Below are 13,954 nucleotides of genomic sequence, written 5' to 3'. Positions count from 1 at the left end.
TAACGGCACATGTACGGCGGGTAGTTGTACCCGTCGAGTACCTGCTGGGCCAGGGGAGGTGCGCGTGTCGACCGAGTCGAACGCGTGGCGTTACTGCGGCAGTCAGATCAAGTTGTGGCGGACGGAGGCGGGCGTCGCGCGCGAGGCGCTGGCGGAAGAGGCCGGTTACGGCATCGAGTACGTGAAGTCCATGGAGAACGGGAGGCGTAAGCCGACGGTGCGGCTGCTCCAGATCGCGGATCAACTGTGCGGCGCAGGCGGGAAGATCGTCGCCGCGCAGGAGTACTTGAAGCCGGAGGCGCACCCCGAGCGTGCGCAGGAGTTCTTGGCGTTGGAGAAGGATGCGATCGCCTTCAGCTCGTACGAGCCGCTGCTCGTCCCCGGGTTGTTGCAGACGTCGGAGTACGCACATGCGCTGATCAGTGCGAGCTGTCCGCCGCTTGATGACGAGACTGTCGAAGAGCGCGTGACAGGCCGTCTCAAACGCCAGGGTGTGCTGGCCGAGCGCAAGAGCGTCGCGTTCAGCTTCGTCTTGTACGAGGCGGTGTTGCGTAGCGTTGTAGGTGACCGTGAGGTCATGAGGAGTCAGCTCCAACAGATCCTGGGATTGGGGCAGTTGCGGAACGTGACGATCCAGGTTCTGCCCTTCGGGCAGGCGTACGGCGTGGCGCTCCGCGGTGCCGTAGTGCTGCTGGAGTCGGTTGATCACGAGCACTACGCGTACGTGGAAGGGCCGGAGACCAGCACCCTGTACGCCGACGGGGACAAGGCCAGTGCGCTCGCTCAAGCCCATGGCATGATCCGCGTGCACGCCCTCAGCCCCGAGGGGTCGGCCAAGTTCATCAGAGAGGTGGCCGCAGAACTGTGAACGCCAGCCTGACATGGTTCAAGTCCAGCTACAGCGACGATCAGGGCGGCAACTGCCTCGAAGTCGCCCTGGAATGGCGCAAGTCCAGCTACAGCGACAGCCAGGGAGGCAACTGCGTCGAGGTCGCCGCATGCCCGGACCTCATCCACGTACGAGACTCGAAGCTCGGCGCTCAAAGCCCGACCTTCACCGCCGCCGCGCACGCCTGGAACGCATTCCTGGCGCACGCCCGCACCGCCTGAGCTCCGAGCCCCGAAACCCGAGCTCTGCTTGCAGGGAAGGGGAGTTGGGGGTTCAACCCACCTCCCACCCTCCCTCGCGTGACTTTCTGCGACCAGGTTGCAACGCACCGTCGCAACCCTCTAGCGTGCGCAAAAAGAAACGACCCCGGCCGGATGCTACGAACACCCGAGCCGAGGTCTCACCAGCAAGATCGAATAGAGGTCGATCTCATGGCTACCCAAGACCTTAGCCCTGCCCTGCCGTCCCCGTCACACCCCCTGGCCAACCCCGGCTACGGAAAACGCGGCACCCCGGACCAAGGCCCCCTCCGGCGCGACTCCTTCGCCCATCTCCCCCTCCGCGCCCGCTACCTCGCCGGGTTCATCGACGCGCTCCCCGAGCACGCCGCCATGGACGCCAAGACGCTCGCGAAGGAACAGCCCCTCTACGGCCAGGCGGCAGTCCGATCCGCGCTCAACGAGCTGTCTGTTGCCGGACATCTGCGCCGCGTACGCCGTGTCGCGGACGGCGACGTCACCCGCTGGGTGTTCCACACGTACTGGTCGCGCATCGCGCGGAGCGACGAGTGGTGGACCCGGTTCCTGGACGGTGACGTACCCGAGGTGGAGGCCTGTACCCCGCAGCCGCCCGCCCGCTCCGACGCGTATCGCCGCCTCGCCCAACTCGGCCTCCGCGACCAGCGGTTGACCCTCTCGGCGGCGGACTGCGCCGCCCTCGAACCCCTCGTCGCCGAGTGGCTGGCGCGCGAGCCCGACGGCCAGTTCCTCACGCAGGCCCTGACATCCGGCCTGCCCCCGACCGTCCACGCGCCCAGGGCCTTCGTCGCCCGCCGCCTGCGCGACAAGCTCCCGCCCGAGCGCGTACGTATGCGCTCGGTGCTTCCGTCGACACTTCCGTTGGCACCCGAGTCCGCCCACCGGACCCTCGTGGAGTGCACGGATTGCGGGCGCCCCGGGCGTCCGGAGGCGCTGCCGGGCGGGCTGTGCAGGGCGTGTCGCCCGGGTGTGACACAGGATTAATCTTGGGGCATGACCGAGATCGCCATCAGCAAGGCCCGCTCCGAGCTGGGCGACCTCGTGCGCCGTGCCGCACACGGCCGATAGACCATCGCTCTCACTGATCACGGCCACGTTGCCGCGCTTCTTGTGTCGCCCCAGGTGGTAGAGGATCTGGAGGACTCTCTCGCGATCGCCGAGCGCGAGCGGCGCAAGGCGGAGGGGGTGCTGAGTGAGGGCATGTCGCACGACGAGGTCGGTCGACTGCTGGGCTTGCGTAAGTGACGTACGGCATCATCTGGGAGCCGGAGGCGACCAGTGCCGCCGTGCGATACCTCAAGGACGACCCTTACGGCCTGGCCTCAGACCCCCGGCCAGCCAACTCGACGCCGTACGGCAGCGCTTACCGACGTCTGAGGGTCGGCGCCTATCGGGCTCTGTACGTCATCGATGACGACGTGATCCGCATCTTGGTCACCCCTGTCGGACGTACTGACCTCACATCCGAGGGTGCTGCCCTGTCGTAGAAGTGAGCGCGCAGACGGCGCGCAGCAGTGGAGAAGGGGAGAGCACATGACCGAGTCGCGCACGGCGGATCACGTGGCCGCACTGCACCGCTTCCACGCCGCGGGCAGCGGCGGCGACATGGCCGCCCTCGCGAAGGCCATCGACGAATACGTCGCCCCGGACGTGGACTTCCACGCGCCGGTCCCGATGGGGGCGAGCGGCGCGGAGGCGCTGAAGCGGGTGTGGGAGGTGCTGCTGCGGGCCTTCCCCGACATCCGGGTCACCGTCGAGGAGACGGTCGCGCAGGGCGACAAGGTCGTCACCAGGAACACGGTGACGGGCACGCACCGGGGCGAGTACCAGGGGATCGCGCCCACCGGCAGGACCGTCACCTACAGCGAGATCTTCATCTTCCGCTTCGGCGACGACGGGCGGATCGCCGAGATCCGCGGCGTCGTCGACGTCCTGGCGCAGTTGCGCCAGTTGGGCGCCCTCGACCCGCGGCCCCAAGGCGTGTCCGATTCACAGGTGCGGGGGTCAGCCGGCCGGTGAGTCGCTGACCTTGCCCACCGGGCTGACCTCCATCTTTCCGCCGTCCTCGCCGTCGGTGACGGCGAGCGTGCCGGCCGGCCACGTCAGCTTGAAGGGCTCGACCTCGTTCGGAGGCGTCACCACCAGGTCGGTCAGCCGCACGCCGGAGCCGCCGCTGTTGTTGACCGGGAACGTGATGTTGAAGGCGGCGGTGTCGCCCTCCTTGAGGATCTGCGGCACGGCTTGCTCGCCGTTGCGGTCCACGGAGAAGGTGTCGCCCAGGGACGTATTGATGTCGACACCCGGGAAGCCGCTGATGCGGCAGTCGGCGCTGCCGACGTTCTTGAAGGTGACGGTGACGACGCCGTTCGTCTCGTCCGTGGTGTTGTTGGCGGCGGTGGCGTCGAGCACGCCGGAGCGGCACAGGTCGACCTTGCCCTCGCTGGTGTCACCGGTGTTGGTGTCACCGGTGTTGGTGTCGGCGCCCTGGTCGCTCCCGCCGGTGCTGGCCCCGGCGCTCTGGCCTGCCTGGTCCGCCCCGCCGGTGCCGCCTGCCTGGTCCGCCGACGCGGTGGGGCTGGCCTGCGTGCTGCCCAACGCGTCGTCGTCGCCGTTGCAGGCGGTGAGAGCGAGGGCGAGGACGGCGGTGAGTGCTGCGCCGATGGTGGCGGTGCGCTTGCGGGAGCGGGACGTCGTACGCATGTGAATTCCCCGAGTGTTTGGCGGTCGAGTGCGGAGGTGTAGTCGCGGCCCGGAACGCGCGGCGAGCCGCTACCCCGTTTGACCTGCTGACACGTGAAGCATCTCGCCCGCCGCTCACGTCTGGTTACCGCCTCACTCACGTCCTGTCGCCGTCCCTCGCCACGGCAGCTCTACCCGGCCTCACTCCACACCCGCACCGCACTCGACGGCCAACCACCCATCACCCGCGTCAACAACCCCGCGGGTCAATACACCTAGGGCCGTCCCGGCACCAACGGGGTCAACTGCTCGATGTCGTACCGGAGTCGGAGCGCGGCGATCGCGTCCTGGTCGGGCGGGCCGCCGGCCGAGGCGATGATGTCGCCCATCTCCCGCAGGTACTGCTCGTGTCCCGCGGGTGCGACGAGGAAGAGGAGGCGGGCCGGGGAGGGCCCCGGGTTCGCGAAGGCGTGCGGGCAGCCGGCGGGTACGTACATGGCGCTTCCGGCGGCACCGCGCAGCACCTTGCGGCCCTCCCGCGACTCCCAGGTCTGCCAGTCCCGGCCGGTCCGCTCCAGCGGCTCGAACGCGAGGAGGTCGAGCTCGCCCTCAAGGACGTAGAAGACCTCCTCGGCCTCCTGGTGCAGATGTGCCCCCACGTCGAAACCGACCCCGATCTCGGCCTCGAACATCGACCACCGTGGCGTGTGTTCCACGCCGACCTTGAGCGTCATCCCGGCCGCCTCGATCCTGCGACCGGCGCCGGGGGAGAGCAGAAGTCCGTCGGTCATGGGGTGCAGCGTGCGGGGCGCCGGCCGCGGTGGGCAATGCGGCCGCGTACGTAAATTGGGCGGCACCGAGCACCCACATGTGGCTCCATGGACTGCATGATGTCCACCGATCGCCTCCTCGCCTTCGCGGCGATGTCCTTCCTCCTCATCGTGATCCCCGGCCCGAGCGTGTTGTTCGTCGTCGGCCGCGCCCTGGCGCAGGGCCGCCGGGCCGCGCTGACGACGGTCGTCGGGAACACGCTCGGCGCGTACGTCCTGGTCCTCGCCGTCGCGTTCGGCGTCGGCACGGTAGTGGAACGCTCGATCGTCGTCTTCACGACGCTGAAGCTGCTGGGTGCGGCGTACTTGGTGTACCTGGGAGTCAAGGCGATACGCCAACGCCGCTCGCTGCAAACGGTGTTCGAGAAGGGCGACGGCGACGCCTCCGGTACGCACGCCGGAACCCTGCGCACGCTCTGGGAGGGCTTCGCGGTCGGCGTCGCCAACCCCAAGACGATCGTCTTCTTCGCGGCGGTGCTCCCGCAGTTCGTCGACCGGGAGGCCGGTCACACCACCCTGCAGATGCTGCTCCTCGGCCTGGTCTTCAACGCCATCGCGGTGGCCTCCGACAGCATCTGGGGCCTCGCGGCATCCACGGCCCGCTCCTGGTTCGCCCGCTCCCCGAAGAGGCTGGCGGCGGTGGGCGGGACGGGCGGTCTTGCGATGGTGGGGCTCGGGGTGACGGTGGCGGTCACGGGGCGGGCGGAGTGAGACGCAGTCCGAGCGCAACGCCGTGCCGTGCGAAAGGGCTGAGACCGTGGGGCTGATTCTCTTTCCGGGGAACGGGGACGACGGGACCCCGGATGTGTCCTGGTCCTGCAGGGGATTTCATGAATTCCGTACGTGGCTGGCGCAGGCGGAGGGCTTCGCGCTCGCCGAGATGCGGGGCTTCGGCGGGGAGCGGGCGTGGTCCGGGGTGTCCTCGGTCCTGAAGCCGTTGCTCGACCACCCCGACACCGGGGGCGACGATCTGACGTCGGCGGACTGCGCGGCCATGGCTCCCCGCCTCGCCGAGATCGCGGCGGCCGTGCCCCGCGAGGAGCACCGGACTTCACCGCGCCCTGCCGTCCATCGGCACGCCGAGGATGCGCGCCGACTGATCGCCGTCATGGACGTGTGTGTGGCGGAACAGGTCGAACTCATCTTTCTGTGAAGGGCGATCGGACTGTCATGACGACCGAGGAGAACGCCGCTCCCGCCCGGCTCCTGACCGGAGGCGTGGCCAACGCGGGTGCCGTGTTCCGGCGGGGCGAGGCCGTGGAGCGCCCCGCGCCGCCGAACGCCGAGGCCCTGCACGCCCACCTCCTGGCGCTGCGCCGTCGCGGCTTCGATGGAGCCCCAACTCCCTTGGGGCGCAGCGCGGATGGCGACCGCGAGCGGTTGTCCTACGTGCCCGGGGACGTGGCGCTGCCGCCCTTTCCCGGCTGGGCGATGACGGACGAGGCGCTGCGGTCGGTCGGGGTGCTGTTGCGGCGGATGCACGATGCGGCGACGGAGTTTCCCGCAGATGCCGACTGGTCCCGTGACTTCGCCGACCCGGCGGGCGGGTCCGTCCTGTGCCACAACGACGTGTGCCCCGAGAACGTCGTCTTCCGCGACGGCCGCGCGGTCGCCCTCATCGACTTCGACGCGGCGGCGCCCGGCCGCCCGGTGTGGGACGTGGCCCTGACGGCGCGGTACTGGGTGCCCATGATCGACCCGGTCTCAGCGGCCGCGTCCTACCCGGAGGGACTCGACGCGCCGCGCCGCCTGGCCGTACTCGCCGATGCCTACGGCCTGTCGGCCCCGGACCGCGCCGTCCTTCCCGCCGTCGTCTCGGAGGCCGTGGCGGTCTGCCGTGCCTTCGTGGAACGCCGGGTGGCGGACGGTGACCCGGCGTTCGGCAAGGTGCTTGCGGAGCGCGGAGGTTGGGGGTGGTGGGACCGGGTGCAGGGGTGGCTCGTGGAGCGCCGCGCCGACTTCGAGGAGGCGCTCGCCCGCCCCGGCGTGGTGGAGTGAGCCGCATGGAGGAGGGTTCGTGCGCGACGTGTCGGGCAAGATGGGGCTCCGATCGGTTGGGGAGGCCCCGGGGTGGGTTACGAATTGCAGGCTGTGATCGCGGCAGACGAATTGCTGCGTGGTGCGTCGCGGGAGGTTCCTGGAGCCCGTGTGGTGTCTCTTCGGCAGGGCCTGTCGCTGATGCCGATGACCGATGAGGTCTTCGATGCTGTGACAGACGGCAGCGGCCGAGGGGACCTGGGGTTCTGGAAGCTGCCGGGAGGCTTCGAGTTGCTCCTCGCCCAGTGGTCCTCGGCAGGACCGGTCGCCTATGTGGAAGCCGAGTATTTCGGCGGAGTCGGTGAGCAACGCGCCGCCGTCTGGGCAGAAGGTTCGCTGGCACTGGGGCCGCTGGATGAGCCCGAGAAGAGGTGGTTCTCGCGTGCCGTCAGCCCGATCTCACAGGCATTGCGGCGCCTTGGCGCACGAAAGAGCCTGGGCGAGGACGAGTTCGGCGCCGTGGGACTGGATCGTCACCGAAACAACGAGGACTGGATCGAGTCCGGCACCGGCTAGGCCTGGGGGGTGGGGTCGATGGTGAAGCGCGCGGGACGGGCTGCGCGGAAGACCCCTTCGGGGCCGAGCTTACCGTCACTCACATCGGTGAATGTCGCCAACTAGCCTTGATCAAGGGCAAGTTGACCACCCTATGCTCGCGGCACATGCCACCGGCCCGCATGGGAGTCCGACATGGTCAGCCCGCCCCACGAGGCGATGCACCGCATCTTCCAGCAGGATCCCGATCTCTTCACTCGTGTCTCGCGGGTACTGGGCCTGGAGGTTCCAGCGCCCACCAAGGTCACCGTCATGCCCACGGATCTGACGGAGGCCGATCCCCTGGAGCGGCGCGTCGACACGCTTCTGAACATGGAGACGGAGGAGTTCGGGCCCTATCTGCTCGCCGTCGAGGCGCAAGGGAGCAAGCATGCCGACAAGCCCGCCACGTGGGCGTATTACATCGCCTACCTCTGGTCGAAGTACCGGCGCCCGACGACCCTGCTCGTCGTGTGCCAGGACCGGCGCACTGCGCAGTGGGCGGCGCGGCCGGTATCGAGTGGGCCTGCGGCCATCCCCGGGCTGACCGTTCAGCCCCTCGTCGTCGGGCCGCACAACATGCCCCGGATCACGAGCGCGGCCGAGGCCCGCAAGGATCCGACGCTCGCGGCCTTCTCGGCCATCACGCACGCCTACGACGAAGGGGTCGATGCCATACTGAAGGCACTCTCCACCGCCCTGCGGGACGACCCCGCGGGCCCCGCCAACCCGCTCATCGAATTCGTCGCGAAGGGCCTGAACAAGCGCCCGGCAGCACAACAGTGGAGGCATCTGATGGCCGTCGATCTGTCCTTCTACAACTCCGACATGTCGGAGGAGATCAGGGATGAGGGTCGTGCTCAGGGGGAGGCAAAAGCCGTCTTGAGGATCCTTGAGAAGCGGGGAGTCCACGTCACCGAAGAGGCTCGCGCCCGCATCACCTCATGCACCGACCTCGACGTCCTGGACCTGTGGCTCGACCGCTCCGTCACGGCCACTGAGGTTGCTGAGCTCTTCGCTGAGGACTGAGCTCAGGCGCTCGCCCGCCTCCGCGTCGCGAACAAGAACGCCCCGATGGCGATCGCCGTCACGCCCGTGCCGACGCTGATCAGGACCTGCTGGACGCCGTCGAAGGCGAAGCTGGTCGAGACGTTGACTATGATCGCGGCGGCCAGGACCAGCCAGAGCAGGGCCTTCATGGGGTGGGTTCCTTTCCCGTTGTTCCGTGCTGTCGTGTGATTCAGCTTGCCGGGATCGGGGGGCCGTTACGAGGGTGCGTTCTCCCGGAGCCATGGTGTAGCCCGCTACACCTCCCCTCCCGGCGACCTTCGCCTAGCCTTGATCGCATGCGAGACGCGGTGCGGCGGGCCGGGCTTGCCACGGGGCAGTTGGCCGTGGGGGCCGGTTTGGCGATCGTGTCCTATCTGTTCGTCGCGCTCGTGCTGTTCGCTGCCGTCGTGACCCTGCTCGTCGTCGGGGCCGGGGTGCTGCCGGAGACCGTGCTGTTGTTGCGCCGCATCGCCGGATTCAAGCGGCGCCGGGTCGCCGCGTGGACGGGGCGGGCCATCCCGGAGGCGTACGTTGCGTTGGAGGGCGGGCTCAGGGAGCGCGTGCGGCTGGCTCTCGGGGACCCGGGGACGTGGCGCGACCTGCGGTGGCTCTGCGCGCACTTCGTGTACGGCTGGCTGCTGCTGTACGTGTCCCTGCTTGTGTGGGCGGTCGGTCTCGTCGTGGACGGGGTGTGGGCGGGGATCGCGCGTCGGCCCGCCGTCGTGCTGCCACTGGTCGCTCGGCTCGCCGATCTCGACGCCGTCTGGTCGGAGGCCCTCCTCGCGCCCGCGCCAGGCGCTCAAATGGCCGACCGCATCGAGGAGTTGACCGAGAGCCGGGCCGGGGCCGTCGCCGCACACGGGGCCGAGCTGCGGCGCATCGAGCGGGATCTGCACGACGGGGCGCAGGCCAGGATCGTCGCCCTGTCCATGCGGATCGGGCTCGCCAAGCGGGCGTACGACAGGGATCCGGGCGCCGCGCGGAAGCTGATGGACGACGCGCAGGATCAGGCCGAGGAGGCTCTCGCCGAGCTGCGGCACGTCGTGCGCGGCATCCATCCGCCGATCCTCACCGACCGCGGCCTGGTGGGCGCCGTACGGGCCCTCGCGGCGAGCAGCGGCGTGGACGTGGAGGTGCGCGACCACGGAGTCGAGGGCGATCCACGCGCGCCCGCCGCCGTCGAGGCAGCCGCCTACTTCGTGGTCGCCGAGGCGCTGACGAACGTGGCCAAGCACAGTGGTGCCGAGCGGGCCATCGTCGAACTGGCGCGCCAGGCACCGGGGTTGAGGGTGTACGTGCGCGATGACGGGCGCGGGGGCGCCGATGAAGGCGGCGGGGGCAGCGGGCTCATCGGAATGCGGCGGAGGGTCGCCGCGCTCGACGGGAGCGTACGAGTGTCGAGTCCCGTCGGGGGGCCGACCGTGATCGAGGTGGAGTTGCCGTGCGTGTGGTGATCGCCGAGGACAATGCCCTGCTCAGGGAAGGGCTCGTGCTGCTGCTCAGGTCCGCGGGGCACGAGGTGGTGGCCGCCGCCGAGAGCGGGCCCGAGGTGCTGCCCGCGCTGCTCGAACACCGGCCGGACGTCGCCGTGTTGGACGTACGGATGCCGCCGGGGTTCCGGGACGAAGGGCTGCGCGCCGCACTCGAAGCGCGGAAGTCCTTGCCGGAGCTGCCTGTTCTGGTGCTCTCGCAGTACGTCGAGGAGTCGTACGCCGGCGAACTGCTCGGCCAGGGCGCCAGCGGCGTCGGATATCTGCTCAAGGACCGCGTGGGGCGGGTCGACGAGTTCCTGGACGCGCTGGCTCGGGTCGCCGGGGGCGGGACCGCGCTAGACCCGGAGGTCGTCGCCGAACTGCTCGCACGGCGTCGCGACGATCCCGTCGACTCGCTCACCCCGCGCGAGCGCGAGGTGCTGCAGCTGATGGCCGAGGGGCGGGACAACGCGACGATCGCCGCCACGCTCGTCGTCTCCGAGCGGGCCGTCAGCAAACACATTGGGAACGTCTTCGCGAAGCTCGGGCTGCCGCCGAGCGACAGCGGGCATCGGCGGGTGCTGGCCGTGCTCGCGTATCTGAACCGGACCTGAGGCCCCGAATGGGCTCAATATCCGTTACGCTCCAGCGGTGTCCGCCCCCCGAACCCGGGCAGCGTTCCTGAGCATCGGGTCGCCGATCAGGCCAACTGCTCGGCCAATTTCGCCAGTTCGGGCAGTCGCAGAACCCTGCCCCCGAAGCCGGGCAGCGGTACATGGAGCCGCCTCGTCCAGCGGGCCGGTATCGCCTCGACTCCGTACACCGCGCCCGCCAGGGTGCCCGTGACGGCCGCGACCGTGTCGGTGTCGCCGCCCAGGTCGATCGCGGCGCGCAGTGCGTCCTCGTACGAGGAGGTCGTGCGCAGGGCCCAGACCGCCGAGCCGAGGCAGGGCCAGACCGCGCCGTTGAACTCGGTGGCCAGGTCGGGGTGCCAGTCGGGGGCGAGGACCGTGGCGTAGCGGGTGCGGTGGTCGGGGTGGACGAGGTCCAGGACCTCGGGGAGTTCGGTGAGCGGGTCCGCGTCTTCGAGTGTGCGGCGGACCAGTTCGTGCAGGATCGCCGTGCCCTCCCAGGCCGCGCGGTCGCCGTGGGTGAGCGCGGCGATGCGCCGGGCGGCGTCCATGGTGGCGGTCGTGCCGTGGGTCGCGAAGTAGACGGCCGACGTCGCGGCCCTCATCAGTGAACCGTTGCCCGCCGCGCGGCCCGTGACCTGGAAGTGGATCGCGGCCGCCTCGTCCCAGGGGAGGCCGCCCGTGAGGACGTCCTCGGTCTGCAACCCGATGTCCTTGGGGCCGGCCGTCGCCCAGCGCTGGAAGCGGGCGAAGAGGTCGGCGGGAGCCAGGCCGCCGTTGTCGAGCAGCGACTCCGCGACCAGGACCGCCATCTGCGTGTCGTCCGTGGCCTCGCCCGGGTCCCAGCCACCGCCTCCGCACATCTCGTCCTCGTCCGGGCCGAGTTGAGGAGGGAAGCGGGCTGAGAAGACCCCCTCGGGGCCGAACTCGAAGGGTGCGCCGAGCGCGTCGCCCACGGCGGAGCCGATGACGGCTCCGGTGGCGCGCTGGAGGCGGGACAGCGATGAAGGGCCGGGCATCGGGTCAGCGTACGGGGTGCGGTGGGCCGCGGGCAGGGGCAGGCTGATGGTGAACAGGGCCTGTGCATGGCATCGTTGACCCGTGACCGCCTCTTTCGATGCGCCGGGCTCCGTCTACCACACGTACAACACCGTTGAAAGCGAAGTCTTCCTCGGTTCCGTCGTCCAGGGCGGGCACGTGGTGATCGAGACGCCCAGGGAGATGACGCCCGCGCTCGGGGGACTGCCGGCGGCCGCCCGGGTGTTCACCGGGCGCGACGCGGACCTGGTGGCCGTGGCCGGTGCGCTCGGGGGCGAGGGGGCGCGGGTCGTCGTGGTCTGCGGGCTCGGCGGCGTCGGCAAGACCGAACTCGCCCTGCACGCCGCGCACTTGGTGAGTGAGAGTGAGGGGCGGTTCTCCGGCGGGGTGCTATTCGTCGACCTGCTCGGATACGACCCGGAGCGCGCCGTCCGTCCGTACGATGCGCTCGCCACCCTGCTGCGTTCGCTCGGCGTGGCGGCCGAGCAGATACCGGGGGACCTCGACGGCCGGGCCGCTCTGTTCCGCACGCTCCTCAAGGCGTACGCGGACGGCGGCCGCCCCCTCCTCGTGGTCGTCGACAACGCGGCCGACGCAGCAGAGGTCAAGCCCCTGCTGCCGGGAGACGGTGGCTGTGCCGCGCTCGTCACGTCCCGGCACCGGCTCGACGGGCTCGAAGCCCGGCACGTGGCTCTGGACGTCCTGCCCCCGGAGGCCGGGGTGCGGCTCCTCGGGCTCGTCCTGCGGCAGAGCGGGGGAGGGGACGACCCGCGCATCGCGGGCGAACCCGATGCGGCCTCGCGGATCGTCGAGCTGTGCGGGCGGCTCCCGCTGGCACTGCGTATCGTCGCCGCTCGACTTGCCGACGACCCCGATCTTGAACTCGCCGAGTTCGTCGACTACTTGACCGATGCCGGAGCGCGTCTCGATGAGCTTGAGCGCGCGGACCGTACCGTGCGGGCCGCGTTCACGCTGTCGTACGGGAAGCTCTCCGGTGAGCAGGCGCGGCTGTTCCGGCTGCTGTCGCTCGCCCCTGGGGCCGACGCCTCCGAGGCGCTCGCCGCACTGCTCCTCGACACCGACGCCCGTACCGCCCGGCGGCATCTGGAGGCGCTGCGCCGGGCTCATCTCGTGGACAGCCGCGGCAGCCGGGACGAGCGCCGCTGGCGGATGCACGACCTGGTGCGCCTGTACGCCGCCGAACTCGTCTGCGCACAGCCGGAACCGGCCGCCGTGAACCGGATCCTCGACCACTACGGGCTGCGCCTGCGGGTGGCCGTGGAGCTCCTTGGCTCGGTGGCGCCGGAGGTCGTGGAGCGCGGGGCGGCCCTGGGCATCGCGGGCAAGGGCGCGGCGGTGCGATGGCTGGACCGGGAGTACCCGACGCTGCTGCACGTGCCTCAACTGGCCGCGGATCATGGGCATTTCGAACAGGCTGTGCGGATCTCTCTGGCCTTCGACGAGTACTGCCTGATGCGTGGCTACAGCGATGACTGGCGGTGGATGATCAAGCGGGCCACGGATCTGGTCGATCGTCTGCCGGAGCCGGTGCGGGGGGAGCTGAACGCGCTCGGCTCCATCCAGTACGCGGAGTTCGCCGCGTTCTGGGGAGGCGACGGTGCCGATGCCGTGGCGGCCGGAGCCCGCGCCGTCGCGGCTGCGCGAGGGGGCATGGGCCCGGCCGGTGAGGCCCGGGCCCGGCTTGCTCACGGTCGGGCCCTGCGGGCGGCGGGCCGCCGAGGCGATGCCGAGCGTCAGCTGGGGCTCGCCGCACGGCGGGCCCGGGAAGCGGGCGACACCCGCATCGAGGCGACGGCGCTGCAGATCACTGGCTATCTACTGGCCGACGACGACACCGATCAGGCGCGTGTCAACCGAGGTCTGGACTTCCTGCGCCGGGCCGCGGACCTCGGCGCCGACCACGGGCACAGCTACGTCGCGGTGTCGGCACTGACCGGCGTGTCCGAGATCCTGCGGGCTCGATCGCACCGTACGGGACGGGATGCCTCGGCCGAACTCATCGAGGCGACCACCCGTGCCCGCGACGTGGCCCGCCGCTTCGGCGACCGCCCCAGTGAGTCGCTGGCCGTCGGCTATCTCGGAGACGCGCTGCGGGACGCGGGCCGTCCGGGCGAAGCGGCCGACGCGTACCGGGGCTCCGTCGAACTGGCCCGGGAATCAGGGGACTTGCGCGGTCGGGGCATTGCCCTCAGCAAGTTGGGCGGCGTACTGGAGAGAGCGGGGCGCGCCGAGGAGGCGTTCGCCGCGCACCGTGAGGCGGCCGATCTGCTCCGGGACGCGGATTACCGGTGGAACGAGGGCGTGACCCTCGGCTACCTCGCCCGCGCTCTGCTGCGCGCGGGCGACACGGCGGGCGCGGCTGCCGCCTACCGCCGCGCGGCCGAGGCCTATCGCGTGGCCGGGCACGGCCGGGGCGTCGAGGAGGTCGGGCGCAAGCTCGCGGAACTGGAGAGCCGGATTACCGGCCCGTATCCTGAAACGCAGAGCCATATGGGCTAAATGTCCGTTACGCTCC

16 protein-coding genes are annotated in these 13,954 nt (G+C 70.4%); 12 read left to right on the top strand and 4 right to left on the bottom strand.

All coding sequences use genetic code 11. The features are described from left to right. Nucleotides 1-64: 64 nt before the first annotated feature. The 4 genes from ACIBUY_RS11665 to ACIBUY_RS11650 all read left to right on the top strand — a co-directional run bounded on the left by ACIBUY_RS11665 (nucleotide 65) and on the right by ACIBUY_RS11650 (nucleotide 3,165). On the top strand, nucleotides 65-868 hold the full coding sequence (locus ACIBUY_RS11665) for a helix-turn-helix transcriptional regulator (RefSeq protein ID WP_365570029.1): 804 nt from the start codon (nucleotides 65-67) through the stop codon (nucleotides 866-868). Further along, a complete protein-coding gene (locus ACIBUY_RS11660) occupies nucleotides 865-1,110 on the top strand; it encodes a DUF397 domain-containing protein (protein WP_365570027.1) in 246 nt (81 codons plus the stop codon). Before ACIBUY_RS11665 ends, ACIBUY_RS11660 begins: the two co-directional genes overlap by 4 nt. A gap of 210 nt (nucleotides 1,111-1,320) precedes the next feature. Further along, nucleotides 1,321-2,130: a hypothetical protein gene (locus ACIBUY_RS11655; protein WP_399152465.1), complete on the top strand. Its 810-nt coding sequence runs from the start codon at nucleotides 1,321-1,323 to the stop codon at nucleotides 2,128-2,130. Nucleotides 2,131-2,679: 549 nt separating this feature from the next. Then, nucleotides 2,680-3,165, top strand: coding sequence for an ester cyclase (locus tag ACIBUY_RS11650; RefSeq protein WP_399152464.1), 486 nt, complete (start codon nucleotides 2,680-2,682; stop codon nucleotides 3,163-3,165). On the opposite strand, the gene ACIBUY_RS11645 is transcribed toward ACIBUY_RS11650, so the two are convergent. Both ACIBUY_RS11645 and ACIBUY_RS11640 read right to left on the bottom strand, forming a co-directional pair. Further along, nucleotides 3,151-3,846, bottom strand: a complete 696-nt coding sequence (locus tag ACIBUY_RS11645) for a DUF4232 domain-containing protein (RefSeq protein WP_399152463.1) — start codon at nucleotides 3,844-3,846, stop codon at nucleotides 3,151-3,153. The genes ACIBUY_RS11650 and ACIBUY_RS11645 overlap by 15 nt on opposite strands. Before the next feature lie 254 nt (nucleotides 3,847-4,100). Continuing rightward, nucleotides 4,101-4,616, bottom strand: a complete 516-nt coding sequence (locus tag ACIBUY_RS11640; protein ID WP_365570009.1) for a cupin domain-containing protein — start codon at nucleotides 4,614-4,616, stop codon at nucleotides 4,101-4,103. Nucleotides 4,617-4,712: 96 nt separating this feature from the next. Here ACIBUY_RS11640 and ACIBUY_RS11635 point away from each other — a divergent pair, with 96 nt between their 5' ends. The 5 genes from ACIBUY_RS11635 (at nucleotide 4,713) to ACIBUY_RS11615 (ending at nucleotide 8,255) form a co-directional block, all read left to right on the top strand. Continuing rightward, on the top strand, nucleotides 4,713-5,366 hold the full coding sequence (locus ACIBUY_RS11635) for a LysE family translocator (protein ID WP_365570006.1): 654 nt from the start codon (nucleotides 4,713-4,715) through the stop codon (nucleotides 5,364-5,366). Nucleotides 5,367-5,412: 46 nt separating this feature from the next. Then, the gene (locus tag ACIBUY_RS11630) at nucleotides 5,413-5,808 is read left to right on the top strand and encodes a hypothetical protein (RefSeq protein WP_399152462.1); all 396 of its coding nucleotides are present in this window, start codon (nucleotides 5,413-5,415) and stop codon (nucleotides 5,806-5,808) included. Nucleotides 5,809-5,825: 17 nt separating this feature from the next. Beyond that, on the top strand, nucleotides 5,826-6,653 hold the full coding sequence (locus tag ACIBUY_RS11625) for a phosphotransferase (protein WP_399152461.1): 828 nt from the start codon (nucleotides 5,826-5,828) through the stop codon (nucleotides 6,651-6,653). 72 nt (nucleotides 6,654-6,725) lie between these two features. Beyond that, nucleotides 6,726-7,208 carry a hypothetical protein gene (locus ACIBUY_RS11620; RefSeq protein WP_399152460.1) on the top strand — a complete coding sequence of 161 codons (483 nt, stop codon included), beginning with the start codon at nucleotides 6,726-6,728 and terminating at the stop codon, nucleotides 7,206-7,208. Between the two features lie 174 nt (nucleotides 7,209-7,382). Beyond that, on the top strand, nucleotides 7,383-8,255 hold the full coding sequence (locus ACIBUY_RS11615) for a hypothetical protein (RefSeq protein ID WP_365569995.1): 873 nt from the start codon (nucleotides 7,383-7,385) through the stop codon (nucleotides 8,253-8,255). A 2-nt stretch (nucleotides 8,256-8,257) separates the two neighbouring features. Here ACIBUY_RS11615 and ACIBUY_RS11610 read toward each other — a convergent pair whose 3' ends face one another. Next, entirely contained in the window at nucleotides 8,258-8,425 is a 168-nt protein-coding gene (locus tag ACIBUY_RS11610; protein WP_365569992.1) for a hypothetical protein, read from the bottom strand. 147 nt (nucleotides 8,426-8,572) lie between these two features. Between ACIBUY_RS11610 and ACIBUY_RS11605 the strand changes: the two genes are divergently transcribed. Further along, nucleotides 8,573-9,730, top strand: coding sequence for a sensor domain-containing protein (locus ACIBUY_RS11605; protein ID WP_365569989.1), 1,158 nt, complete (start codon nucleotides 8,573-8,575; stop codon nucleotides 9,728-9,730). Next, nucleotides 9,718-10,362 (top strand): response regulator transcription factor, encoded by a 645-nt coding sequence (locus ACIBUY_RS11600; RefSeq protein ID WP_365569987.1) that lies wholly within the window; start codon nucleotides 9,718-9,720, stop codon nucleotides 10,360-10,362. The genes ACIBUY_RS11605 and ACIBUY_RS11600 overlap by 13 nt, the downstream gene beginning before the upstream one ends. An 86-nt stretch (nucleotides 10,363-10,448) precedes the next feature. Here ACIBUY_RS11600 and ACIBUY_RS11595 read toward each other — a convergent pair whose 3' ends face one another. After that, nucleotides 10,449-11,381, bottom strand: coding sequence for an ADP-ribosylglycohydrolase family protein (locus ACIBUY_RS11595; RefSeq protein WP_399152536.1), 933 nt, complete (start codon nucleotides 11,379-11,381; stop codon nucleotides 10,449-10,451). Between the two features lie 100 nt (nucleotides 11,382-11,481). Between ACIBUY_RS11595 and ACIBUY_RS11590 the strand changes: the two genes are divergently transcribed. Then, nucleotides 11,482-13,938, top strand: a complete 2,457-nt coding sequence (locus ACIBUY_RS11590) for an ATP-binding protein (RefSeq protein ID WP_399152459.1) — start codon at nucleotides 11,482-11,484, stop codon at nucleotides 13,936-13,938. Nucleotides 13,939-13,954 lie beyond the last annotated feature (16 nt).

This window comes from Streptomyces sp. NPDC050085, from assembly GCF_044460595.1.
Taxonomy (GTDB): Bacteria; Actinomycetota; Actinomycetes; order Streptomycetales; family Streptomycetaceae; genus Streptomyces.
This window is presented reverse-complemented; position numbering and strand designations above follow the sequence as displayed.

Coding starts and splice junctions, on each gene's coding strand:
- ACIBUY_RS11655 (WP_399152465.1), top strand. CDS start 1,321: ATGGCTACCCAAGACCTTAGCCCTGCCCTGCCGTCCCCGTCACACCCC.
- ACIBUY_RS11650 (WP_399152464.1), top strand. CDS start 2,680: ATGACCGAGTCGCGCACGGCGGATCACGTGGCCGCACTGCACCGCTTC.
- ACIBUY_RS11645 (WP_399152463.1), bottom strand. CDS start 3,846: ATGCGTACGACGTCCCGCTCCCGCAAGCGCACCGCCACCATCGGCGCA.
- ACIBUY_RS11640 (WP_365570009.1), bottom strand. CDS start 4,616: ATGACCGACGGACTTCTGCTCTCCCCCGGCGCCGGTCGCAGGATCGAG.
- ACIBUY_RS11635 (WP_365570006.1), top strand. CDS start 4,713: ATGATGTCCACCGATCGCCTCCTCGCCTTCGCGGCGATGTCCTTCCTC.
- ACIBUY_RS11625 (WP_399152461.1), top strand. CDS start 5,826: ATGACGACCGAGGAGAACGCCGCTCCCGCCCGGCTCCTGACCGGAGGC.
- ACIBUY_RS11615 (WP_365569995.1), top strand. CDS start 7,383: ATGGTCAGCCCGCCCCACGAGGCGATGCACCGCATCTTCCAGCAGGAT.
- ACIBUY_RS11610 (WP_365569992.1), bottom strand. CDS start 8,425: ATGAAGGCCCTGCTCTGGCTGGTCCTGGCCGCCGCGATCATAGTCAAC.
- ACIBUY_RS11605 (WP_365569989.1), top strand. CDS start 8,573: ATGCGAGACGCGGTGCGGCGGGCCGGGCTTGCCACGGGGCAGTTGGCC.